25 protein-coding genes are annotated in these 22,940 nt (G+C 75.1%); 15 read left to right on the plus strand and 10 right to left on the minus strand.

What is annotated here, in order from left to right:
• Positions 1-26 precede the first annotated feature (26 nt).
• A complete protein-coding gene (locus ACRYRX_RS12955) occupies positions 27-725 on the minus strand; it encodes a pyridoxine/pyridoxamine 5'-phosphate oxidase (RefSeq protein WP_432512362.1) in 699 nt (232 codons plus the stop codon).
• Positions 726-786: 61 nt separating this feature from the next.
• On the minus strand, positions 787-1,539 hold the full coding sequence (locus ACRYRX_RS12960) for a phosphotransferase (RefSeq protein ID WP_432512517.1): 753 nt from the start codon (positions 1,537-1,539) through the stop codon (positions 787-789).
• A gap of 139 nt (positions 1,540-1,678) precedes the next feature.
• On the opposite strand from ACRYRX_RS12960, the gene ACRYRX_RS12965 reads away from it, so the two are divergent.
• Both ACRYRX_RS12965 and ACRYRX_RS12970 read left to right on the plus strand, forming a co-directional pair.
• On the plus strand, positions 1,679-2,185 hold the full coding sequence (locus tag ACRYRX_RS12965; RefSeq protein ID WP_432512363.1) for a sigma-70 family RNA polymerase sigma factor: 507 nt from the start codon (positions 1,679-1,681) through the stop codon (positions 2,183-2,185).
• On the plus strand, positions 2,185-2,973 hold the full coding sequence (locus tag ACRYRX_RS12970; RefSeq protein ID WP_432512364.1) for an anti-sigma factor family protein: 789 nt from the start codon (positions 2,185-2,187) through the stop codon (positions 2,971-2,973). Before ACRYRX_RS12965 ends, ACRYRX_RS12970 begins: the two co-directional genes overlap by 1 nt.
• A 37-nt stretch (positions 2,974-3,010) precedes the next feature.
• On the opposite strand, the gene ACRYRX_RS12975 is transcribed toward ACRYRX_RS12970, so the two are convergent.
• Positions 3,011-4,222, minus strand: coding sequence for a lytic transglycosylase domain-containing protein (locus ACRYRX_RS12975; protein ID WP_432512366.1), 1,212 nt, complete (start codon positions 4,220-4,222; stop codon positions 3,011-3,013).
• Positions 4,223-4,448: 226 nt separating this feature from the next.
• On the opposite strand from ACRYRX_RS12975, the gene ACRYRX_RS12980 reads away from it, so the two are divergent.
• Positions 4,449-5,693 carry an EAL domain-containing protein gene (locus ACRYRX_RS12980; protein ID WP_432512367.1) on the plus strand — a complete coding sequence of 415 codons (1,245 nt, stop codon included), beginning with the start codon at positions 4,449-4,451 and terminating at the stop codon, positions 5,691-5,693.
• Positions 5,690-5,860: a DUF1059 domain-containing protein gene (locus tag ACRYRX_RS12985; protein WP_432512369.1), complete on the plus strand. Its 171-nt coding sequence runs from the start codon at positions 5,690-5,692 to the stop codon at positions 5,858-5,860. Before ACRYRX_RS12980 ends, ACRYRX_RS12985 begins: the two co-directional genes overlap by 4 nt.
• 22 nt (positions 5,861-5,882) lie before the next feature.
• Here the strand turns inward: ACRYRX_RS12985 and ACRYRX_RS12990 are convergent, their stop codons facing one another.
• Positions 5,883-6,350 (minus strand): PPOX class F420-dependent oxidoreductase, encoded by a 468-nt coding sequence (locus tag ACRYRX_RS12990; protein WP_432512370.1) that lies wholly within the window; start codon positions 6,348-6,350, stop codon positions 5,883-5,885.
• A gap of 250 nt (positions 6,351-6,600) precedes the next feature.
• Between ACRYRX_RS12990 and ACRYRX_RS12995 the strand changes: the two genes are divergently transcribed.
• The 4 genes from ACRYRX_RS12995 (at position 6,601) to ACRYRX_RS13010 (ending at position 10,525) form a co-directional block, all read left to right on the plus strand.
• Positions 6,601-7,941 carry an amino acid permease gene (locus ACRYRX_RS12995; RefSeq protein ID WP_432512518.1) on the plus strand — a complete coding sequence of 447 codons (1,341 nt, stop codon included), beginning with the start codon at positions 6,601-6,603 and terminating at the stop codon, positions 7,939-7,941.
• 62 nt (positions 7,942-8,003) lie between these two features.
• Positions 8,004-9,176 carry a sensor histidine kinase gene (locus ACRYRX_RS13000; protein ID WP_432512372.1) on the plus strand — a complete coding sequence of 391 codons (1,173 nt, stop codon included), beginning with the start codon at positions 8,004-8,006 and terminating at the stop codon, positions 9,174-9,176.
• Positions 9,173-9,814, plus strand: a complete 642-nt coding sequence (locus ACRYRX_RS13005) for a response regulator (protein ID WP_432512374.1) — start codon at positions 9,173-9,175, stop codon at positions 9,812-9,814. Before ACRYRX_RS13000 ends, ACRYRX_RS13005 begins: the two co-directional genes overlap by 4 nt.
• Positions 9,815-9,847: 33 nt before the next feature.
• A complete protein-coding gene (locus ACRYRX_RS13010; protein ID WP_432512376.1) occupies positions 9,848-10,525 on the plus strand; it encodes a response regulator transcription factor in 678 nt (225 codons plus the stop codon).
• Here ACRYRX_RS13010 and ACRYRX_RS13015 read toward each other — a convergent pair.
• Complete coding sequence (locus tag ACRYRX_RS13015) at positions 10,498-11,955, minus strand: sensor histidine kinase (RefSeq protein ID WP_432512378.1); 1,458 nt, start codon at positions 11,953-11,955, stop codon at positions 10,498-10,500. The genes ACRYRX_RS13010 and ACRYRX_RS13015 overlap by 28 nt on opposite strands.
• Positions 11,956-12,014: 59 nt before the next feature.
• On the opposite strand from ACRYRX_RS13015, the gene ACRYRX_RS13020 reads away from it, so the two are divergent.
• Together ACRYRX_RS13020 and ACRYRX_RS13025 are read left to right on the plus strand one after the other, a co-directional pair.
• Positions 12,015-13,910, plus strand: coding sequence for an ABC transporter ATP-binding protein (locus tag ACRYRX_RS13020; protein WP_432512379.1), 1,896 nt, complete (start codon positions 12,015-12,017; stop codon positions 13,908-13,910).
• Between the two features lie 88 nt (positions 13,911-13,998).
• The gene (locus ACRYRX_RS13025; protein ID WP_432512381.1) at positions 13,999-14,790 is read left to right on the plus strand and encodes a DUF4352 domain-containing protein; all 792 of its coding nucleotides are present in this window, start codon (positions 13,999-14,001) and stop codon (positions 14,788-14,790) included.
• 1 nt (position 14,791) lies between these two features.
• Here ACRYRX_RS13025 and ACRYRX_RS13030 read toward each other — a convergent pair whose 3' ends face one another.
• From ACRYRX_RS13030 to ACRYRX_RS13045, 4 genes are all read right to left on the minus strand, one after another.
• Positions 14,792-15,223 (minus strand): MarR family winged helix-turn-helix transcriptional regulator, encoded by a 432-nt coding sequence (locus ACRYRX_RS13030; RefSeq protein WP_432512382.1) that lies wholly within the window; start codon positions 15,221-15,223, stop codon positions 14,792-14,794.
• Positions 15,216-16,313 carry an LLM class flavin-dependent oxidoreductase gene (locus ACRYRX_RS13035; RefSeq protein ID WP_432512383.1) on the minus strand — a complete coding sequence of 366 codons (1,098 nt, stop codon included), beginning with the start codon at positions 16,311-16,313 and terminating at the stop codon, positions 15,216-15,218. Before ACRYRX_RS13035 ends, ACRYRX_RS13030 begins: the two co-directional genes overlap by 8 nt.
• A 91-nt stretch (positions 16,314-16,404) precedes the next feature.
• Positions 16,405-17,877 (minus strand): amino acid permease, encoded by a 1,473-nt coding sequence (locus tag ACRYRX_RS13040; protein WP_432512384.1) that lies wholly within the window; start codon positions 17,875-17,877, stop codon positions 16,405-16,407.
• Between the two features lie 20 nt (positions 17,878-17,897).
• The gene (locus tag ACRYRX_RS13045) at positions 17,898-18,134 is read right to left on the minus strand and encodes a DUF5703 family protein (RefSeq protein ID WP_432512386.1); all 237 of its coding nucleotides are present in this window, start codon (positions 18,132-18,134) and stop codon (positions 17,898-17,900) included.
• A gap of 89 nt (positions 18,135-18,223) precedes the next feature.
• Here ACRYRX_RS13045 and ACRYRX_RS13050 point away from each other — a divergent pair, with 89 nt between their 5' ends.
• Positions 18,224-18,577: a primosomal protein gene (locus ACRYRX_RS13050; protein WP_432512388.1), complete on the plus strand. Its 354-nt coding sequence runs from the start codon at positions 18,224-18,226 to the stop codon at positions 18,575-18,577.
• A gap of 177 nt (positions 18,578-18,754) precedes the next feature.
• Complete coding sequence (locus tag ACRYRX_RS13055) at positions 18,755-19,597, plus strand: undecaprenyl-diphosphate phosphatase (RefSeq protein WP_432512520.1); 843 nt, start codon at positions 18,755-18,757, stop codon at positions 19,595-19,597.
• Positions 19,598-19,615: 18 nt separating this feature from the next.
• On the opposite strand, the gene corA is transcribed toward ACRYRX_RS13055, so the two are convergent.
• Positions 19,616-20,620: a magnesium/cobalt transporter CorA gene (gene corA, locus ACRYRX_RS13060; protein ID WP_432512389.1), complete on the minus strand. Its 1,005-nt coding sequence runs from the start codon at positions 20,618-20,620 to the stop codon at positions 19,616-19,618.
• A 153-nt stretch (positions 20,621-20,773) separates the two neighbouring features.
• On the opposite strand from corA, the gene ACRYRX_RS13065 reads away from it, so the two are divergent.
• From ACRYRX_RS13065 to ACRYRX_RS13075, 3 genes are read left to right on the plus strand one after another with little or no spacing between them, the layout of a single operon-like run.
• Complete coding sequence (locus ACRYRX_RS13065) at positions 20,774-21,502, plus strand: histidine phosphatase family protein (protein WP_432512391.1); 729 nt, start codon at positions 20,774-20,776, stop codon at positions 21,500-21,502.
• Positions 21,503-21,512: 10 nt separating this feature from the next.
• The gene (locus tag ACRYRX_RS13070) at positions 21,513-22,082 is read left to right on the plus strand and encodes a DUF3090 domain-containing protein (protein ID WP_432512392.1); all 570 of its coding nucleotides are present in this window, start codon (positions 21,513-21,515) and stop codon (positions 22,080-22,082) included.
• 38 nt (positions 22,083-22,120) lie between these two features.
• Positions 22,121-22,927, plus strand: coding sequence for an SCO1664 family protein (locus tag ACRYRX_RS13075; RefSeq protein WP_432512394.1), 807 nt, complete (start codon positions 22,121-22,123; stop codon positions 22,925-22,927).
• The last annotated feature ends 13 nt before the right edge of the window (positions 22,928-22,940 follow it).

The raw sequence follows: 22,940 nt of genomic DNA on the forward strand, positions 1-22,940 counted from the left end.
CCTCGACGGCGCGGGGCCCGCGACGGTCAGGGGCGCAGCAGCACCGTCTCCCAGCCGTCGTCGACGCGCGAGTACCGCAACCGCAGGTGGTGGTCCTCGTCCCCGGACCCCTCGGGGTCCCCGGGGCCGGCCTGGAAGAACTCCATCCGGCCCGCGTCGACGCCCCACAGCCGCCACGTCGGGGCCGACACCGGGCCCGGTTCCTCCAGCTGCACCAGGTCGGTGGGGTCGCCCAGCGCGTCGGACAGCCACTCCTCGTCGTGCAGGGGCCGGCTCTGCCGGTCCACCAGCGCCTCGGTGCGGGCGCTGAGCGACAACCGCGCGAACGCCGCGGCGGTGCGGGCCTCGTCGGCCGCCCGCACGGTGCCGCGCACCCGGACCTGCCGCCCCAGCTGCGGCCAGTGGAACACCAGCGCCGCCACCGGGACCCGCCCCAGCTGCTTGCCCTTGGGGCTGGTCTCGCTGGCCGAGAGCCAGAACGCGTGGTCGTCGACGTCCTCCAGGACCGTGACCCGCGCGTCGGGGCGGCCGGCGACGTCGACCGTGGCCAGCGTCATCACGTGCGCGGCCGGCACCCCGGCCGCGACCGCGGCCCGCAGCCACTGCTCGAACAGGACGACGGGGTCGGCCGGGGCGGTCTCGGGGTCCAGCACCGCCGCCGGTCCCACCGGCTGGGGCCGGGGCCAGGACAGACCCTCGAGGAAGCGGGACAACTCGCTGCGCACCCTGCGACGGTAGCCCGTGCCCGCCCCCTCCCCGGCACCTGCCCGGCAGCGCGCGCGGTGCTCACGGGCCCACGTCCCACAACGCGCGGTAGTAGGCGCTGCGCTCGCGGTCCTCGCCGATCCCGTAGGCGTCCAGGAAGACCGGCTGCCAGCCCGGCCCGTAGTTCCAGTCCAGGCTCGTCGTCGCCACCGCCAGGTCCGCCCACCGGTCGCCCACCCCCAGCGCGCCCAGGTCCACCCACCCCACCGCCGACCCGTCCGCACCCAGCAGCGTGTTCGGCGAGCACGCGTCGCCGTGGCAGACCACCAGCCGGTCCACCGGCGGCGGGGTCCGCAGCCGGGCCGTGTCGCCCACCGCTCGGGCCAGCCGGTACGGCACCGACCAGTCGAAGGGGCACTCCCGCACCGGCAGCGCCTCGTGCCAGCGCCGCAGCGCCCGCCCCAGCGCCGGCACCGCCACCTGCGGGCGCGCGCGCCAGCGCGGGTCGACCGCGCTGCGCCCGGGCAGGGCCCGCGACACCAGCCACGACCCGTGCTCGTCCGCGCCGCCCGCCAGCACCCGCGGCACCGGCAGCCACGCCGCGGCCCACCGCGACCGCCGCGCCTCGGCGGGCAGGTCCAGCGCCACCCCCGCCGGGGCCCACTTGCAGAACACCGCCCCCGCCGGCCCCCGCAGCGCGAACGTCGTCCCGCCCAGGGCGTTGACCCACACCGCCGGCAGCGCCGGGACGTCGGCTCCCGGCCCGCCCCAGCGGGCCAGGACCGGCCGCAGCGAGGGCGGGACCGGTACCGGGGCGGACGGCACCTGGCTCATCGGGACGCTCACCGGGGGAACGTACGCGCCGGACCGAACCGGCGGCCCGGCTGCCTCGTGGTGTGCTCGGGAGGCGCTCGCGCGCACCCACCAGCACCCACCAGCACCGACCGGCACGAGCGGGACGAGGACCACGACCATGACCGACGCCGACGAGGACCTCGTGCGCGCCCTGCACGACGAGCACGCCGGGGCCCTGTGGGCCTACGTCGTGTCCCTCACCGGCGACCGCGTCAGCGCCCAGGACGTCGTCCAGGAGACCCTGCTGCGCGCCTGGCGCCACCCCGAGGCCCTCGACCCCGCCCGCGGCTCGACCCGCGCGTGGCTGTTCACCGTCGCCCGCCGCCTCGTCATCGACGACTGGCGCTCGGCCCGCAACCGCCGTGAGAGCGTCCACGCCGACGTGCCCGAGCGCGCCGTCGTCGACGAGTCCGAGCAGGTCCTGCAGCAGTGGGTGGTGGCCCAGGCCCTGACCCGGCTCTCACCCGAGCACCGCGCCGTCCTGGCGCACTGCTACTTCGCCGGCCGGTCGGTCGCCGAGGCCGCCCGCCTGCTCGGCGTCCCGGAGGGGACCGTGAAGTCCCGCACCCACTACGCCCTGATGAACCTCAGACTGGCCCTGCAGGAGATGGGGGTGAGCCGCTGATGACCGGACCGTCCACGACCCCGTTCGGGCCCGACCCCGCGGACCGCTTCGCGACCAGCGCCGGACCGTACGTCCTGGGCGCGCTGTCCCCGGCCGAGCGCAGCGAGTTCGAGGCCCACCTGCGGACCTGCCCGGACTGCCGCCGCGGCGTCGAGCAGCTCGCCGGCCTGCCCGGCCTGCTCTCGCGCACCCCGCCGCAGGTCGTGGCCACCCTCACCGAGGACGACCCGGCCGCCGCGCTGCGCGAGGGCACCGGCGTCCCCGACACCGTCCTGCCCGGCCTGCTGCGCACGGTCCGCCGCCGCCGCACCACCCGCCGCGCCGTCCTGGGCGCCGGGCTCGTGGCCGCCGCCGCGCTCGTGGCCGCCGTCGCCACCGACGGCCTGCGCACCGACCCCGGGCCGGGCACCACCGCCACGCTGGCCGCACCCGCCCCCACCCAGAGCCGCACCGGCGGCGGGACCGGGGACGGCGGCGGGCAGCCCCGGGTGATGGACCCCCTGGTCCCCACCCCCATCACCGCCACCGTCGCCCTCACCGAGGTCGGCTGGGGCACCAAGGTCGACCTCGTGTGCGCCTACGCCCACGCCCAGACCGAGCAGGCGTACCGGTACGCCCTCGTCGTCACCGACCGCACCGGCGCCCACGAGCAGATCGGCACCTGGACCGCCGTGCCCGGCAAGGACGCCCAGCTCACCGGCGCCACGTCCTGGACCCGCGACCAGATCGCCAGCGTCCAGGTCCAGACCACCGGCGGCACGACCGTCCTGCAGCTCGACGAGACCTGAGCGCCGCCGCGCCGGGCCGGCGGGGGAGCGGGGGAGCTCAGCCCCCGAACCCCTGCCCGGCCAGCTCGTCGGCCACCCGCTGCACCATCGCCACGTACCAGTCGGCGTGGTTGTACCGGAACACCGCGGCCGCCTCCGCCTCCCGGCCCTGACCGGCCCCGTTGGCGCACAGGTACCTCGCCGCGCTGAACACCGCGTCCGCCGGGTCGGCCGCCGAGACCTGCCCGTCCCCGCCGCCGTCCACCCCGTACGCGGCGAACGTCGAGGGCATGAACTGCATGGGCCCCACCGCCCCGGCCGAGCTCGGCCCGGTGTTCACCCCGTGCCCGCTCTCGACCTGCCCCACCGCCGCCAGCAGCGCCGGACGCATCCCCGCGCACGTCGCCGCCGCCCGCACGTACAGGTCGGCGTAGTCGGCCGGCACCGCCCGCGCGTGCACCCCCGCGGCCCGCCCGGCCACCGACGCGCTCACCGCCTGCGCCTGCGCCTGCGCCGCGGCCAGCTCCGCGGCCAGCCGCGCCGCCGCCGCCGCGTCCTGCTCGGCCTGCAACCGCGCCGCCTCGCCCTCCAGCGCCGCGACCTGCTCGCGCGCCGACGCCAGCGCCCCCTGCGCCCGGTCCACCTGCGCGGCCACGTCCCGCACCGACGCCACCGCCTGCGCCGCGCCCGCGTCCGCCTGCTCCGAGCGCTCCCGGCTCACCCGCGCGGCCTCCCGCCCCGAGCTCACCCGCACCCGGTCCACCCGGCGCACCGCCGAGAACACCCGCGCCGTCAGCGCCGGGTCACCCCCGGCCACCGCCGAGGACAGCAGCGCCAGCCCCCGCCGCGCCCCGTCGGTCCCGGCGTCCATGTACATCGACCGCACCCGCTGCGTGGCCAGCGCCTGCGACCGCTGCGCCGCCGCACCCGCCCGGTCCGCCTCGACCTGCGCCTGCACGCTCGCGCTGACCGCCGACCCCACCGCGGCCCGCGACCGCCCCAGTTCCCGCTGCGCCGCCTGGACCTGCTCCACCGCCGCCCGCACCGACACCGCCGCGGCCGCCGCCTCGTCCCGCGCCTGGGCCGCCGTGCGCGCCCCCGCCGACGGGGTCACCGAGGGGGTCACCGAGGGGGTCGCCGAGGGGGCCACCGGCTCGGCGCTCGCGGGCGGGGCCAGCAGCGTCGCGGCGACCAGCGGGGCCAGGGCGGGCAGCAGGACGCGGCCCAGCCGGCCCGCGGTGGTGGGGCGTCGGCGCGTTCGCGGGGTCACCCGCAGGGGATCGACGTCGCCGGAACCGATCTTGAGCTCCGTGCCGCTCCGTGCCGTCCCGTGCCGCTTGCAGGCGGTGACCACGCGATTACCCCGATATGCTCCCGGGCACGACGGCGGATCTGCACTCTTCCGACACGAGGGCGATTCGTCCACGGTGTGGTGGGTAACTGCCACGGGGAGTGACCGTTGACCGGGGCACACGCAGTGGGTGGGGTGGAACGCCGTGGGTGAGGTGACGCACCGGGGCCGGTGGCACCGACGGCTGGACGCCGTGTGCGCCGACCCGGGCCTGCTCCGCCTGGTCCTGCACCCCGTCGTCGACGTCGCCGCCGGCCGCGTCGCCGGGTACGAGGTCCTGTCCCGCTTCCCCTCCGCCGTCCCCACCGAGCAGTGGTTCCGCGCCGCCCGCGCCCTGGGCCGCGACGCCGACCTCGACCACGTCGTCCTGACCCGCGCCCTGGCCCGGCTGCCGCACCTGCCCCCCGGCACGTTCCTGACCGTCAACTCCAGCCCCACCTCCCTGGCCGACGACCGCGTCATGGCCGCCCTGCTCGCCCACGACCTCACCGGCGTCGTCCTGGAGCTGACCGAGCACGCCGACTGCGACCCCCGCGACCTCATGGGCCCCCTGACGCTGCTGCGCGCCCGCGGCGCCCTCGTCGCCCTCGACGACGTCGGCACCGGCCACTCGGGCCTGCTGCGGATGGCCGTCGTGCGCCCGGAGATCCTCAAGATCGACCTGCAGCTGGTCCGCGACCTGCACCAGGACCTCGTCAAGCGGTCCCTGGTGCAGTTCCTCGGCGAGTGCGCCGGCCGCCTGGACGCGTGGATCATCGCCGAGGGTGTCGAGACCGTCGACGAGCTCGACGTCCTGCGCGGCATGGGCGTCCCGCTGGTCCAGGGTTTCCTGCTGGCCCGCCCCGGCGACGACTTCGACCCCCTGACCGCCCCGGCGCGCCACCTCCTGGACGGCCCCGGCGCCCCGGCCCCCGCGACCGGTCCCCGCCCCCGCCGCGCCGGGAACCTGGCCCGGCGCACCAAGACCGCCCGCGACGTCGCCGGCGCCGTGCGCGCCGTCACCGCCGAACCGGCCCCCGTCGTCGTCGTCGACGCCGAGGACGTGCCCCGCGTCATCGTCCTGCCCCCCCAGCGCCCCGGGGACGGGCCGCGGGTGGAGCCGGTCGAGACGACCCTGGCCCCCGAGACGCCCGTGGCCGAGGTCGCCGCCCGCGCCGTGGCCCGCGGCGGGACCGTCCGCTTCGACCCGCTGGTGTGCACCGACGGCACCGGCCGCTACGTCGGCGTCGTCGGCTTCGAGGACCTCGTCCTGGACCTGGCGGCCGCCTCGGGCACCGGTCCGGGGACCGGTGCCCCCACCGTCCCGGCCGCACCCGCCGCCGGACCTGCCCCGGCCGGGGCCCACCCCACCGGACCCCGGCCCCGGACCCGCTGGAGGATGGGCGCGTGAAGGCCTTCCGCTGCGGCGACGTCGTGCCCGGCTGCACCCGCGAGTTCACCGGCGCCGACCGCGCCGAGATCCTCGCCCAGGTCGCCGAGCACGCCCGCGCCGACCACCACGTCGAGGTCGACCCCGCCCTCGTGCGGGCCGTCGAGGCCCACCTGCGCGACCGCTGACGCGGCGCCGGGGGCCCGGCGCTCAGCCGGCCAGCCGCGGCGGGAAGCCGCCGGTGGCCACCGGCCCCCACCCGGTGATCGTCAACCGCAGCAGCGACTTGCCCTGGTCCCGCATCGCCTGCCGGTACTCCGCCCAGTCCGGGTGCTCCCCGGAGATGCACCGGAAGTACTCCACCAGCGGCTCCACGGCCTCCTCCCCGTCCAGGACCTCCAGGTCGCCGTCGACCTGCACCCACGCGTCGCCGAAGTCGTCCGACAGCACCACCGCCGACCCGCGCCGGTCGCGCCGCGCGTTCACCGCCTTCGCCCGGTCCGGGTACGTCGAGACCACCAGGCGGCCCTGCTCGTCCACCCCGGCCGTCACCGGCGACGACTGCGGCCGGCCGTCGGCGCGGAACGTCGTCAGCACCACCCGGTGCCGCGGGCGGACGAACTCCAGCAGTTCAGCACGGTCGACGCGACGCACGGTCGCCACGGTTCGCGGGGTCACCGTCCGGACGCTACCCTCGGTCGCCGCCGACAGCACCCGCGTGCCGGCACCCGCGGGGCGGGCGACCCCCGTCCCCGGGCAGACCCACCACTCCCGAGCACCCGTCCGGCACGATCCCGGACCGCTCGACACGACGCGAGGAGGCATCGTGCAGGAGCACGGACCCGCGAACCACCCCACCGGCGCCACCGGGACCGACCCCGGGACCGCACCCGGGCTGGGCACCGGGCTCAAACCCCGCCACATCACCATGATCTCCATCGCCGGCGTCATCGGCGCCGGCCTGTTCGTCGGCTCCAAGAACGCCATCGCCGAAGCCGGCCCCGCCGTCCTGCTGTCCTACGCCCTCGCCGGCACCCTCGTCGTCCTCGTCATGCGCATGCTCGGGGAGATGGCCACCGCCCAGCCCGACACCGGTTCCTTCTCCACCTACGCCGACCGCGCCCTGGGCCGCTGGGCCGGGTTCAGCGTCGGCTGGCTCTACTGGTGGTTCTGGGTCCTGGTCATCCCCGTCGAGGCCACCGCCGCCGCCGACATCCTCAGCGACTGGCTCGGCGCCCCCCAGTGGGTCTGGGCCCTGGCCGTCACCCTCCTGCTCACCGCCACCAACCTCGCCAGCGTCGGCAACTACGGCGAGTTCGAGTTCTGGTTCGCCGGCATCAAGGTCGTCGCCATCGTCGGGTTCATCGTCGTCGGCGTCCTGGCCATCACCGGCGTCCTGCCCGGCTCCGACGTCACCGGCACCCCCGGGTTCAGCCTCGACGGCGGGTTCCTGCCCAACGGCTTCACCGCCGTCCTGGCCGCGATGCTGCTCACGATGTTCAGCTTCATGGGCACCGAGATCGTCACCATCGCCGCCGCCGAGTCCCCCGACCCCCAGAAGGGCGTGCGGCGCGCGGTGAACTCCGTCATCGGCCGCATCGCGGTGTTCTACCTGCTGTCCATCTTCGTCGTCGTCGCCCTCGTCCCCTGGAACTCCCCGGAACTGGACGAGCTCGGGTCCTTCCAGAGCACCCTGCAGGCCATCGGCATCCCCGGCGCCGCCACGATCATGGACGTCGTCATCCTCACCGCCGTCGCCAGCTGCCTGAACTCCGCCCTCTACACCGCCTCCCGCATGGTGTTCTCCCTGTCCCGCCGCGGCGACGGCCCCCGCTGGCTGTCCCACGTCTCCGGCCGCGGCGTGCCCTACCCCGCGATCCTGGCCTCCACCGCCGTCGGCTTCCTCGCCGTCGTCGGCAACTACCTGCTGCCCGACCGCATCTTCGGGATGCTCCTGGCCACCAGCGGCGCCCTGGCCCTGGTCGTCTACGCGATCATCGCCCTCAGCCAGCTGCGGATGCGCCGCCGCCTCGACGCCCAGGGCGAACGCCCCGCCGTGCGGATGTGGCTGTTCCCGTGGCTGACCTACGCCGCGCTCGCGTTCATCGTCGTGGTCCTGGCCCTCATGGTCGTCCTGCCCGGGCAGCGGGTCGAGCTGACCCTGTCCCTGGTCCTGACCGCCGTCGTCGTCGCCGTCGGCGTCCGCCACCAGCGCCGCACCGGCGACCGCGTGGAACTCACCGGCAGCGGGACCGGCGCCCGGCGCTGACCGCGCGCACACCCACCGTCCGGAGGACGACCCCCCGTCGGCACCTGTGGTCCGATGGGGGAGTGCGCCACCCGAAGCTGCTCGCCGCCGGCCTCGCCGCCGGCGGCACCCTGCTGTGGTGGGCCGGTGCCCCCGGCGGCAGCGCCTGGAACTTGCTGCCGCCGGTGGTGGCCGCCGCCACCCACCTGAGCGTGACCCGCCTGCCCCTGAGCAGCGCCGCCGTCGCCTTCGCCGCGTTCACCGCCGACGGCCTCCTGCACCCGTCCAGCGGCCCGTCCCCGGTCACCACCGCAGCCCTGGCCAACGTCCTGTACTGGGCCCACACCGGCGCCACCGCCGCCCGCCGCGCCACCCTGGAGACCGGCGCCGTCGTGGCCGTCGCCGTCGCGGCCGCCGTCGCCCTGCTCCAGGACCCCGGCAACGCCCTGGGCCGGGCCCTCACCCTGGCCGCCGTCCTGGGCATCCCGCTGGTCTGGGCCCGCGACGTCCAGCGCAGCGCCGACCTGGCGCGGATGGCCGCCGACCGCGCCCGCCGCGACGAGCGCGCGGCCACGGCCCGCGACCTGCACGACGTCGTCGCCGGGCACCTGTCCGGCATCGCCCTGCAGTCCGAGGCCGCCCTCGTCGCCGCCCGGCGCGCCGGGTCCGACACCACCGTCCTGAGCGGCATCCGCGCCGCCAGCGTCGAGTCCCTGCACCAGATGCGCGCCATGATCGACCTCATGCGCGCCGCCCCCGACGAGGTCGCCACCACTCCCGGCGACCCCAGCGCCGACTCCCCGGCCCCGGCCGAGGCCGTCGACCTCGCCCGCGCCGCCGGCCTGGACGTCCACGCCCACCTCGACCCCCCGCCGCACCTGCCCCCGCCGACCGCCCGGACGCTGCACCGCGTCCTGACCGAAGCCCTCACCAACGCCCGCAAGCACGCCGCCCCCGGCCCCGTCCACGTCCACCTCACCCACCACGACCGGACCGTGCACCTGCGCGTCGACTCACCCCTGCGCCCCGGCACCACCCCCGGCACCACCCCCGGCGCCCCCGGCAGCGCAGCCCCGGCCCGGCCCGGCCACGGCCTCGACGGCATCCGCGAACGCGTCCACGCCCTGCACGGCACCGCCACCGCCACCGCCCACCCCGACCGCTGGCGCCTCGACGTGACCCTGCCGCTGCCCACCCCCACCGGGCCCACCGGGCCCACCCGGCCCACCCGGCCCACCCCGGCGGTCCCGGCGTGAGCGTGCGCGTCCTGCTCGCCGACGACCACACCGCCGTCCGCACCGGCCTGCGGATGATCCTCACCGCCGAACCCGACCTCGACGTCGTCGGCGAAGCCGCCGACGGCGCCAGCGCCCTCACCCTCACCCGCGCCCTGCGCCCCGACGTCGTCGTCATGGACCTGCGCATGCCCGGCACCGACGGCGTCACCGCCACCACCCACATCGTCCGCGAGCACCTCGCCGACGTCCTCGTCCTGACCACCTTCGACCTCGACGACCTCGTCCTGGCCGCCCTGCGCGCCGGCGCCGCCGGCTTCCTGCTCAAGACCGCCGACGGCCCCACCCTCACCGACGCCGTCCGCCGCGTCGCCGCCGGCGGGGGCGTCCTGGCCCCCGAGGTCACCCGCACCCTCCTGGACGCCTACAGCGCCACCCCCCAGCCCCACCCCACCCCCGTCGACCTGTCCACCCTCACCGACCGCGAACTCGACGTCCTGCGCTGCCTGGGCCGCGGCCAGTCCAACGCCGACCTCGCCGCCCACCTGCACATCTCACCGCTGACCGCCAAGACCCACGTGTCCCGGCTCCTGACCAAGCTCGCCCTCACCTCCCGCGTCCAGGCCGCCCTCCTGGCCCGCGACGCCGGACTCACCTGACCCCCACCCCCACGACCAGGACCAGGACCAGCCGTGAAGCTCCTCCTCGTCGACGACGAGACCCGCCTCGCCGACACGATCCGCCGCGGCCTCGAAGCCGAGGGCGCCACCGTCGACGTCGCCCACGACGGCCCCACCGGCTACCGGCGCGCCCTCACCGGCGCCTACGACGTCCTCGTCCTCGACCTCATGCTCCCCGGCCGCAACGGCTACGAGGTCTGCCGCGACCTGCGCACCGCCGGCGTCTGGACCCCCGTCCTCGTCCTGACCGCCAAGGACGGCGAGTACGACCAGGTCGACGCCTTCGACCTCGGCGCCGACGACTACCTCACCAAACCCTTCTCCTTCCCCGTCCTGCTCGCCCGCCTGCGCGCCCTGCACCGCCGCGGCGCCCCCGAACGCCCCGTCGTCCTCACCGCCGGCGACCTCACCCTCGACCCCGGCACCCGCCGCGTCCACCGCGGCGACACCGAGATCACCCTCACCACCCGCGAGTTCGCCCTCCTCGAGCACCTCCTGCGCCACCGCGACGACGTCCTGTCCAAGCAGGACCTCCTCGACGCCGTCTGGGACACCACCGTCGTCACCGACCCCAACGTCGTCGAGGTCTACATCCGCTACCTGCGCAAGAAGATCGACATCCCGTACGGCCGCCACGCCCTGCAGACCGTCCGCGGCGCCGGCTACCGCCTCGCCGCCGACGGCGGCTGACCCGGCCCCACCGCCGACCCCGACGGCAGCAGCACCCGCACCGACGCACCCCCACCGGCGCGCTCGCCGACCACCACCCGCCCCCCGTGCGCCGCCACCACCTCCGCCACGATCGCCAACCCCAGCCCCGTACCGCCCGCACCGTCCCGGCCACCCCGCTGCCGGCTGCCGTCCAACCGCACGAACCGCTCCAGCACCCGCTCCCGGTCACCGGCCGCGATCCCCGGACCGTCGTCGGCCACCGTCACCACCGCCCACCCCACCCCGTCCACGACCTCCCGGCCCACCCCCAGCTCCACCACCGACCCCGCGTACCGCACCGCGTTGTCCACCAGGTTCCGCACCACCCGCGCCAGCCCCCCCGCGTCCCCCAGCACCCGCACCGGCACCGTCGAGACCACCACCGAGACACCACCGGAGACCCCCGACACCGCCCGCACCCGCGCCGCCTCCACCTCCACCACCTCGTCGAGGTCCACCTCAGCGCGCGGCCCCGCCGCCAGCCGCCCCTCGTCAGCCCGCGCCAGCAGCAGCAGATCACCCACCAGCGCCTCCAGCCGCGCGCTCTCGGACCCCACCAGCTCCGTGAACACCCGGTCCACACCCCCCGCTCGCGACCACACCTGCGCTGCCGCCGACAACGTCGCCACCGGCGACCGCAACTCGTGACTGGCATCGGCCACGAACCGCCGCTGCGCCCCCTGCGCCGCCTCCAGCCGCGCCAGCATCCCGTTCATCGTCACCGCCAGCCGCGCCACCTCGTCGTCCCCCGCCGGCACCGGCACCCGGCCGTCCAGACCCCGCGACGAGATCCCCTGCACCGTCGACCGGATCGCCTCCACCGGCCGCAACGACCGTCCCACGAACGTCCACGTCAGCAACGCCACCGACCCCACCACCACCGCCGACCCCACCCCCAGCGCCGCCGCCGCCACCCCCAGCACCCGCTGCGCGTCCGCCGTCGACTCCGCCGCCACCACCCAGAACCGCCGGCCCCCCACCGACGCCCCCATCACCGACACCACCCACGGCCCCGGACGCCCCAGCTGCGGCAGGTCCACCGTCTCCCGCACCAACCGCGACGTCCCCGGCCGCAACGACGTCAACGCCCCCCGACCCGCCAGCGCCGCGCTCGCCACCACCACCGACCCGTCCTCGGCCAGCACCTGCACGTGCGACCCCCGGTCCACGTCGGCCCCCACCGCCGCCCGCAACGCCGCGTCCGGCCGGCCCCCCAGCGCCGCCGCCGTCACCGACAACCGCACCAGCCGCGCCTGCACCCCACCGGTCTCCGCGTCCACCGCCAGCAACGCCGACCGCAGCAGCACCAGGCCCAGCCCCGACCCCGCCAGCAGCAGCACCGCCATCAACGCCGTCGCCGCCACCGTCGACCGCACCCGCACCCCGGCCCGCCCCCACCACGAGATCACCGCCCCAGTCTGCGGGCCCCACCCCCGCACACCGGCGCCCCAGCACCTACCGTCACCGGATGAGCATGGAGAACGTCGCCCGCTCGGCCCTCTGGAAAGCCGCCTCCGCCCCCGACGCCGCACCCTTCCGCCCCGGCACCCCCCGCCGCGTCCTGGCCATGGCCCGCGAACGCCGCCGACTGCTCACCCTCTTCGTCCTCGGCAGCACCGTCCTGGCCGTCCTGGCCGTCGCCACCCCCGTCCTCGCCGGCCGCGCCGTCGACGCCGTCACCGACGGCGACCGCGACCGCGTCATCACCCTCGCCCTGCTCATCGCCGCCGTCGCCCTCGCCGAAGCCGGCCTCGGGCTCCTCGTCCGCTGGTGGTCCGCCACCCTGGGGGAGGACCTCATCCTCGACCTGCGCACCCGCGTCTTCGACCACGTCCAGCGCATGCCCGTCGCCTTCTTCACCCGCACCCGCACCGGCGCCCTCGTCAGCCGCCTCAACAACGACGTCCTCGGCGCCCAGCGCGCCTTCAGCGACACCCTCTCCGGCATCGTCAGCAACGTCGTCGCCGTCGCCCTCACCGCCGCCGTCATGATCGGCATCTCCTGGCGCATCACCGCCCTCGCCCTGGTCCTGCTCCCCGTCTTCCTCCTGCCCGCCCGCCGCATGGGCCGCTCCCTGGCCCTGCTCGCCCGCCGCGCCGCCCACCTCGACGCCACCATGATCAACCAGACCACCGAACGCTTCTCCGCCCCCGGCGCCACCCTCGTCAAGCTCTTCGGCCGCCCCCAGGACGAGTCCCGCGCCTTCGCCGCCGCCGCCCGCGCCGTCCGCGACATCGGCATCACCACCGCCGTGCGCCGCGCCGTCTTCGTCACCGCCCTCACCCTCGTCTCCGCCCTCGCCCTCGCCCTCGTCTACGGCGTCGGCGGCCTCGCCGCCCTCGCCGGCACCCTCGAACCCGGCAGCATCGTCACCCTCGCCCTCCTCCTCACCCGCCTCTACGCCCCCCTGACCGCCCTCGCCAGCGCCCGCGCCGACGTCACCAGCGCCCTCGTCAGCTTCGACCGCGTCTTCGAGGTCCTCGACCTCGTCCCCCTCGTGCGCGAACACCCCCACGCCCACGACCTGCCCGACGGCCCCACCGGCATCGAGTTCGACCACGTCGGCTTCGCCTACCCCGCCGCCACCGACGTCTCCCTCGCCTCCCTCGAAGACGTCGCCACCCTCGACACCCGCGGCGGCGTCCCCGTCCTGCACGACCTCACCTTCCGCGTCGAACCCGGCCAGGTCGTCGCCGTCGTCGGCTCCTCCGGCGCCGGCAAGTCCACCCTCGCCCAGCTCCTCGCCCGCCTCTACGACGTCGACACCGGCGCCGTCCGCGTCGGCGGCCACGACGTGCGCGACCTCACCGCCGAATCCCTGCGCCGCACCGTCGGCGTCGTCACCCAGGACGGCCACCTCTTCCACGAGTCCCTGCGCTCCAACCTGCGCATCGCCCGCCCCGACGCCACCGACGACGAACTCCACGACGCCCTGCGCCGCGCCCGCCTCGCCGACCTCGTCACCGCCCTGCCCGACGGCCTCGACACCGTCGTGGGGGAGCGCGGCTACCGCTTCTCCGGCGGCGAACGCCAACGACTCACCATCGCCCGCCTCCTGCTCGCCCACCCCCGCGTCGTCGTCCTCGACGAAGCCACCGCCCACCTCGACAACGCCTCCGAAGCCGCCGTCCAGACCGCCCTCGACGAGGCGCTCGCGGGCCGCACCGCCATCGTCATCGCCCACCGGCTGTCCACCGTCCGCGACGCCGACCAGATCCTCGTCCTCGAAGCGGGCCGGCTCGTGGAGCGGGGGACGCACGAGGAACTGCTCGCCCGTGGCGGCCGCTACGCCGAGCTGCACCGCCACGGCACCGGTGGGGCACGGCAGGACGGGACCGGCGGCCCCGGGGCCCTCACCCCCTGACTCTCCGGAAACCGACACCGGAAAGCGGGCCGGCTGCTTGACCGGCGATGACCCAGGAGGGTCGCACCGTCCGCACAGGAGTCGCCACGTGTCGCAGTTCGTCGCACCGCCCCCACCGCAGGCCGTCCCCCGCAGGGGCAAGGGGCTCGCGGTGGCCGCCCTGGTCATCGGCATCGTCGCCGCGGCCGGGTGCCTCGTCCCGGTCCTCAACATCGGCAGCATCGTGCTGGCCGTCGTGGGGCTCGTCCTCGGCGTCGTGGCGCTGGTGCGCCGCGCCGACGGCAAGGGGATGTCCGTCGCCGGGGTCGTCCTGTCCCTCGTCGCGATCGTCGTCGCGATCGTGGTGAACGTCGCCGCGGGAGCCGCGCTCACCGCGGTCGACGAAGCCGTCGACCAGGCCGCCACCGACGCGGCGAACGGCTACAGCACCGTCGACCCGCAGGACGCCGAGCAGGCCGCGGCGGCCGCCGTCGCGCTCGGCACCCCCGCCCGGGTGGGCGACTACACCGTCACGGTGACCGCCGTGAACCAGGACGCGACGCAGGTCATCGCCGAGGCGAATCCCTTCAACGAGGCCGCCCAGGGCCGCTACGTCCTCGTCGACCTGACGGCCACGTACGACGGGCAGGCTCCCGAGGCCAACCCCTGGATCGACCTCACCACCGGGTTCCAGGGCACCGACGCCCGCAACTACTCCACCACCTCGTGCACCGCGACCCTCCCGAACTCGGCCTTCGACCAGCCCGGGCTGCGCGCCGGCGGCACCGCCTCGTACCAGGTGTGCTTCGACGTGCCCGCCGAGGCGATCGCCGGCGGGCTCGTCTCGGTCGAGCAGTTCGCCGACTTCCAGGACGACCAGGTGGTCTGGGCCCTGGGCTGATTCACTCCCCGAGCACGGTCCGGCACAGCCGGGCCAGCTCGGCCAGCTCCTCGCCCGACAGCGCCGAGAACTCGGCGGCGATGCCCGCGGCGTGCCGGCCCCCGACCTCCCGCTGCAGCGCGGCCCCGTCGCCGGTCAGCACCACCACGACCCCGCGGCCGTCGTGCGGATCGGCCTCGCGGGCCAGCAGCCCGCGGGCGACGAGCCGGTCGACGAGGCGGCTCAGCGAGGGCTGCGGCAGGTAGACCTCCTCGCTGAGCCCGCCGAGGCGGCACCGCCCGCCGGAGCGGGCGAGCGTGTAGAGCACGTCGTACTCGCGCACGCTCAGCCCGCCCCAGACGTCCTGCGCCGCGAACCGGCGCAGCAGGGTCGCCTGGAGCCGGAACACCGACTCCCAGGCGTCCACCGCCGCGCGGGTGCGCCCCTCAGACAAGGGCGTCCTGCGCCGCGAGCCGCGCCGCCACCCGGGAGGTGTGCGAGGGCGGGTCGCTGGGCACCCCGGCCGCCCGGCGCGCCTCGAACTCCCGCCGCAGCACCGGCACGACGTGCTCACCGAGCAGGTCGAGCTGCTCCAGCACCGTCTTCAGCGGCAGCCCGGCGTGGTCCATGAGGAACATCTGCCGCTGGTAGTCGCCGAAGAACTCCTGGAACGTCAGCGTCTTCTCGATCACCTGCTCGGGGGAGCCCACGGTCAGCGGGGTCTGGCGGGTGAACTCCTCCAGCGACGGCCCGTGCCCGTAGACGGGGGCGTCGTCGAAGTAGGGGCGGAACTCCCGCACCGCGTCCTGGGAGTTCTTGCGCATGAACACCTGTCCGCCGAGCCCGACGATCGCCTGCTCGGGCGTCCCGTGCCCGTAGTGGGCGTACCGCTGCCGGTACAGCTCGATGAGCCGGACGTAGTGCTCCTTGGGCCAGAAGATGTTGTTCGCGAAGTACCCGTCCCCGAAGTACGCGGCGATCTCGGCGACCTGCGGGGTCCGGATCGAGCCGTGCCACACGAACGGGGCCACCCCGTCGAGCGGGCGGGGCGTGGACGTGAAGCCCTTCAGCGGGGCGCGGAACTCACCCTCCCAGTCCACGACGTCCTCGTCCCACAGGCGCCGCAGCAGCGAGTAGTTCTCGATGGTCAGCTCGACGCTCTTGGAGATGTCCTGCCCGAACCAGGGGTACACCGGGGCGGTGTTCCCGCGGCCGAGCATGAGGTCGGCGCGGCCGTCGGACAGGTGCTGGAGCATCGCGAAGTCCTCGGCGATCTTCACCGGGTCGTTCGTGGTGATCAGCGTCGTCGACGTCGACAGCACCAGCTTGCTGGTGCGGCCGGCGAGGTAGCCGAGCATCGTCGTCGGCGAGCTGGGCACGAACGGCCGGTTGTGGTGCTCACCGGTGGCGAAGACGTCGAGCCCGACCTGCTCGGCGTGCTCGGCGATGGTCATCATCGCCTTGATGCGCTCGCCCTCGGTCGGCGTCCGGCCCGTGGTGGGGTCGGTCGTCACGTCGCCGACGGTGAAGATCCCGAACTGCATGACGTCCTCCTCGCAAAGTCCATGCGTTTGCATGTACTTGCTTGAAGCGTACAGCACCGGGATCCATTCCCGGGCCCCGGTGGGGGAGCGGTCAGTCCGCGCGGCGCGCCAGGCGCGAGTGCCGGTAGCCGTAGGCCAGGTAGACCACGAGCCCCAGCGCCATCCAGATCCCCAGCCGCACCCAGCTCTGGGCCGGCAGGAAGCCCATGAGGACGAACGACGCCACCGCCGAGACGACCGGCAGCACCGGCACCCACGGCATCCGGAACGCCCGCGGCAGGTCCGGCCGGGTCCGGCGCAGCACCACGACCCCCACCGAGACCAGCACGAACGCGAACAGCGTCCCGATGTTCACCATCTCGGCCAGGTCGGAGATGGGCGTGACGGCCGCGACCACCGCGACGACGACCCCGGTCACCGCCGTGATGCGGACCGGGACGCCCGTGCGGTCGTCGACCTTCGCGAACCACGACGGCACCAGCCGGTCCCGGGCCATCGCGAACAGCACCCGGTTCTGGCCCAGCATGAGGATCATCATGACCGTCAGCAGCCCGGCGACCGTCCCCACGCTGATGAGCGTGGCCACCACGTCCGCGCCCACGGCCCGGAAGGCGTTCGCGAGCGGCGCCTCCACCGAGATCTCGTCGTAGCGGACCATCCCCGTCACCACCAGCGACACCGCCACGTACAGCACCGTGCAGATCGCCAGCGACCCGAAGATGCCGCGGGGCACGTCCCGCTGCGGGTTCTTCGTCTCCTCCGCGGCCGTGGCGACGATGTCGAACCCGATGAAGGCGAAGAAGACCAGCGCGGCGGCCGTGAGCACCCCGCCGACCCCGAACGTCCCGAACGGCACCCCCAGGTCCTGCCACAGCGCCGGGTCGGCCGGGGTGCTCGACGCGCTCGGCGACCCCGTGGGCGGGACGAACGGGGACCAGTTGGCCGCCTTCACGAAGAACAGCCCGGCGACGATGACGATCCCGACGACCAGGAGCTTGAGCGCGACGACGACGGCGTTGACCCGCGCCGACGCCTTCGTCCCGACGCACAGCACGGCCGTCAGGACGAGGATGACGGCCGCCGCGATGAGGTTCGGCTGGGTCGGCGAGGGGGAGTCGGAGTAGAGCCAGGCCGGCACCTCCAGCCCCAGCGTCGACCCCAGCAGGTCCGCCGCGTAGCTGGACCAGCCCACCGCGACCGTCGAGGCGCCCAGCGCGAGCTCCAGGATCAGGTCCCAGCCGATGATCCAGGCGACCACCTCACCGAGGCTGGCGTAGGAGAACGTGTACGCCGACCCCGCGACCGGCACGGTGGAGGCGAACTCGGCGTAGCACAGCGCGGCCAGGGCGCAGACGATCCCCGAGATGACGAAGGAGATCGCCACGCCCGGCCCGGCGCGGGTCCCGGCCGCCTCACCGGTCAGGACGAAGATGCCCGTCCCGATGATGACGCCGACGCCGAACACGGTCAGGTCCCGGGCCCCGAGCGTCTTGCGCAGCCGGTGCCCCGGTTCGTCGGTGGTCGCGATCGCGTCCTCGACGCTCTTGGTCCGGAAGATGTCCACGACCTGCGACCGTAGGACGCTCAGGCGGTCCGTGCGACCCGGATGATCTTCCGCCGCAACCACACCTTGCGGCTGCCCCCCATGTACAGGCGCACCCGCGCCAGCTCCCACCGGCCGTACTCGGCGTGCTCGGTGAGCAGCTGACGGGCCTGGGAGCGCGAGGTCTCCCGCGACAGCGTGAGGACGCGGTACTCGTACTCGTCGGACGTGCCCGGGCCCACGGGACCACCGGTCACCCTGTTCGTGTGCGCAGCCATCGCCCCCATGATGCACCCGGCCCCGCGTCCGGGCACGAGGTCGGCGAACCCGGTGGGGGAGTCGGGGCGATCTTCGGTACGGTCGGACCATGACTCCCGACCCGCGCGCAGCCCTGGCCCGTCTCGTGGCCGCGCTGGAGGACCACCTCGCCGCTGCCGCCAACCGTCGGGGTGAGACCGACCCGGCCGTGGCCGACGCCTACCAGCGCGTCGCCGACGCCTTCGAGGTCTACGAGGAGGCGATCTACGACGCCTACGACGAGGTCACGCCGTTCGTCCTCTACGACGACGTCGAGGACGAGCGCGACGACGACGAGGAAGACGACGACGAGGACGACGACGACGAGGAAGACGACGACGAGGACGAGGACGACGAGGGGGATGACGGGGACGACGCCGGCGACGACGGGGTGACGGGCCAGGACGCCGCCACCCGGCTCTGAGCCGCGCGCCCCGGCAGCGGCCGGGCCCGCCGTGTGTGGGTTCGGTGCGCCGCGGGTGAGGCCGCGCGCGGGCGGGGCGGAGTGCGGTCCGCCACCCGCTAACGTGCGGCACGTGCTGACCCGAGCCCTCCCCGGTACTGCCCCCTACCCGTCGGACGGGGGTGCCCCGGCGTGAGCATGGGTGTCCTCGAGGGCGCGTTCCTCGGTCTGGTGCAGGGCCTGACGGAGTTCCTGCCCATCTCCTCCAGCGGCCACCTCGCGATCGTGGGCACCCTCGTCGGGGCCCAGGACCCCGGGGCCGCGTTCACCGCGATCTGCCAGCTCGGCACCGAGGCCGCGGTCGTCCTGTACTTCCGCAAGGACATCGCGCGCATCGTCGGCCGCTGGTTCCGGTCGCTGACCGGGGCCGTCCCGCGCGACGACCCGGACGCGCGGATGGGCTGGCTGGTCATCCTCGGGACGATCCCGATCGGCCTGCTGGGCCTGCTGTTCAAGGACTCCATCGAGACGACCTTGCGCGGGTTCGTGGTCATCGCCACCTCGCTGTGGGTGTTCGCGCTGATCCTGGGGGCGGCCGACCGCTTCGGCCGCAAGGAGCGCACGCTGGACCAGCTGACCTGGAAGCACGGCGTGCTGTTCGGGTTCGCGCAGGCCCTGGCGCTCATCCCCGGCGTGTCCCGCTCCGGCGGCACCATCACGATGGGGCTGCTGCTGGGTTACACCCGGGAGGCCGCGGCCCGGTACTCCTTCCTGCTGGCGATCCCCGCGGTCGTCCTGTCCGGCTTCTACCAGCTCTACGACGAGGTCAGCAGCGGTGCCGCGATCGCCTGGGGGCCGACCGCGGTGGCCACCGTCGTGGCGTTCGGGGTCGGCTACGCCGTCATCGCGTGGCTCATGCGGTTCATCACGACGCACAGCTACACCGTGTTCGTCGTCTACCGGGTCGTGCTGGCCGTCGTCGTCTACGGCCTGGTGCTCGCCGGGGTCCTCGCCCCGTTCAACGAGGCCTCGTTCGGCTGACGGGGGCAGCGGTCGGGCTCACAGCCAGCCCGACCGCTTGAACTGCCGGTGCAGGCCGACGCAGATCCCGGCCATGAGCAGCAGGCACAGCGGGTACCCGAACCGCCAGGACAGCTCGGGCATGTGCTCGAAGTTCATGCCGTAGATCCCCGCGACGAGCGTGGGGACGGCCGCGATCGCCGCCCACGCCGAGATCTTGCGCGCGTCGTCGTTCTGCCGCACGGAGACCTGCGCGAGGTGGGCGTTGAGGATGTCGGTGAGCAGCCGGTCGTAGCTCTCGACGTGCTCGACGGTGCGGACGAGGTTGTCCAGGACATCGCGCAGGACGAACCGGGCCTGGTCGTCCAGGGGGTGCACCTCCTCGGTGCCGTCGGCGCCGACGAGCCGGGTCAGGGGTGCGACCAGCGGGAACGCGCCCCGCCGGACCTCCAGCACCTCGCGCTTGAGGGAGTAGATGCGTTCGGCGTCGGAGCTGCGGTCGGGGGAGAAGACCCGTTCCTCCATCTCCTCGACGTCCTGCTCGAGCTCGGCGTCGATGGCGGTGTAGCCGGCGACGACGTGCTCCATGACGGCGTGCAGCACCCCGCGCGGTCCCCGTTCGAGGCGGCGCGGGTCGGCCTCGACGGCCTGCCGGACCCCGGTCAGCGCTCCGGCCTCCCCGCGGCGGACCGTGACGACGAACCGGTCGCCGACGAAGACCATGAGCTCGCCGGTCTCGACGCGGGAGGTGTCGTCGAAGTACTCGAGCACCTTGAGGACGACGAACACGGTGTGCCCGTAGGTCTCGATCTTGGGGCGCTGGTGACCGGTGACGGCGTCGTCGACGGCGAGGCGGTGCAGCCCGAGCGCCTGCGCGATGCCGCTGAACTCCTCGGCGGTGGGGTCCTTGAGCCCGAGCCAGAGGAACTCCTGCGCGGGGGCGGTGCCGGTCGCGGCGGGGTCGGCGCAGCGCCGCAGCGCTCCGGTGAGGTCGGTGACGTCCCGGCGCGAGCCGTCGCGGTACGTCGCGACGTCGACGATCACTGGGCCACCACCGGGTTGATCACGGGGGCCATCGTGCCCCGGACGGCGGCGGGCCACAATAACAAGGGAAGTTCAGTTACCGGAGCCAACGCGAATACGTTCCACCGTCAACTCACCAACCGCGTTGATCAAGACGCCCTTAGGGTGGGGGCCGTGCCGACCCTCCTGCTCGTCCGCCACGGCCGCAGCACGGCCAACACCGCCGCCGTCCTCGCCGGGTGGACCCCCGGGGTCCACCTCGACGACGCGGGCCGTGCGCAGGCGGAGGCGCTGGCCCAGCGGCTGTCGCCGGTGCCGGTGGCCGACGTCGTGGTCTCGCCGCTGGAACGCTGCCAGGAGACGGCGGACGCGCTGTGCGCGGTGGACGGGCCCACGGGTCCGCGGCCGCCGCTGCGGACCGACGAGCGGCTGGGGGAGTGCCGGTACGGCGACTGGACGGGCCGCGCGCTGAAGGACCTCGCGAAGGAGCCGCTGTGGCGCACGGTGCAGTCGCACCCGTCGGCGGCGGTGTTCCCCGGGCCGGACGGGGAGTCGCTGGCGACGATGCAGCACCGCGCGGTGGAGGCGGTGCGCGAGCACGACGCCCGGGTCCAGGCCGAGCACGGTGACGACGCGGTGTGGGTGGCGGTGACGCACGGGGACGTGATCAAGGCCGTCCTGGCCGATGCGCTGGGGATGCACCTGGACCTGTTCCAGCGCATCTCGGCCGACCCCTGCTCGGTCTCGGTCGTCCGGTACGCCCCGCTGCGGCCCTTCGTGCTGCGGGTGAACGACTCCGGCGGGGACCTCGCGGGGTTCGCCCCGCAGCGGAGGAAGCGCGGGTCCCGCCGGAAGGCGATCAGCAGCGACGCGGTCGTCGGCGGCAGCACCGGCGCGGCGTAGGGTCGGGACCATGCCCGTCTACGAGTACGACCCGCCGGAACGCTTCGTGGCGGGCACCGTCGGCGAACCCGGGCAGCGGACGTTCTTCCTGCAGGCGCGCGGCGCCGGCCGGCTGACGTCGGTGGCCCTGGAGAAGACGCAGGTGGCCGCGCTGGGTGAGCGGGTGGGGGAACTCCTCGACGAGATCGTCCGCCGGTCCGGTGGCGCGGCCCCGGTGCCGGCGGTGGTGGCCGCCGGCAGCGAGGACACCGCACCGCTGGACGTGCCCATCGAGGAGGAGTTCCGGGTCGGCACGATGAGCCTGGCCTGGGACTCCGAGCGGCAGGTCGTCGTCATCGAGTGCTTCGAGGTGTCGGAGGCGGACACCGACCCGGAGCTGGAGGGCGAGCTGGACCCGGGCCTGAACCTCGGCGGCGACCGGAACGTGCTGCGGGTGTCGCTGGACGGCACGGTGGCGCGTGCGTTCGCGGCGCGGGCGCTGGCCCTCGTCGCGGCGGGCCGGCCGCCGTGCCCGTTCTGCGCCGGGCCGCTGGACCCGGCCGGTCACGTCTGCCCCCGGGCGAACGGGTACCGGCGCTGAACGGCACGTTCGCCGGCGTCGGCGAGCAGGAGGCGCTGGTGCGCCTGGCGACGGGGGAGCTGCGGATCCTCGGCCGGCTGGCGGACGCCTCGAACGCGACGCTCTACGCGACGGTGTCGACCGGCGAGGGCGAGCTCGCGTGCGTGTACAAGCCCGTCTCCGGGGAACGGCCGCTGTGGGACTTCCCGGACGAGACGCTGGCCCGCCGGGAGGTCGCCGCGTACGCGGTGTCGGCGGTCACGGGGTGGCACGTGGTGCCGCCGACGGTGCTGCGCGACGGGCCGCTGGGGCCGGGCTCGGTGCAGTTGTGGTTGCAGCAGGACGGGGCCGACCCGGCGGACGCCGACGAGGTCGTCCTGCCGGCGCCCGGGGCGGGGCTGATCGACATCGTGCCGCTGCGGCGCGTCGAGGACGGCTGGCACACGGTGCTGGAGGCCGAGGACGGCGCGGGGCGCCCGGTGGCGCTGGTGCACGCCGACGACCTGCGGTTGCGGCGGGTCGCGCTCCTGGACGTGGTGCTGAACAACGCCGACCGCAAGGGCGGGCACGTGCTGCCCGGGTGGTCGGGCGCGGTGCACGGCGTGGACCACGGGCTGACGTTCCACGAGGAGCCGAAGCTGCGGACGGTGCTGTGGGGTTTCGGCGGGTCGCCGTTGCGGCCCGACGAGCGCGAGGTGCTGGGGGCCCTGGTGGCCGACCTGGGTGGGCGCCTGGGCGAGCTGCTGGGCGACCTGCTGAGCGTGGAGGAGGTCGTGGCGACCCTCGAGCGCGTCGAGCGGTTGCTGTCGGTGGACCGCCTGCCGCGGCCGCGGGGGCACCGGACGATCCCCTGGCCGCCCTTCTGACCGGTGTCCGGGC

It is taken from the genome of Kineococcus lubricus (assembly GCF_050871965.1).
GTDB lineage: Bacteria > Actinomycetota > Actinomycetes > Actinomycetales > Kineococcaceae > Kineococcus.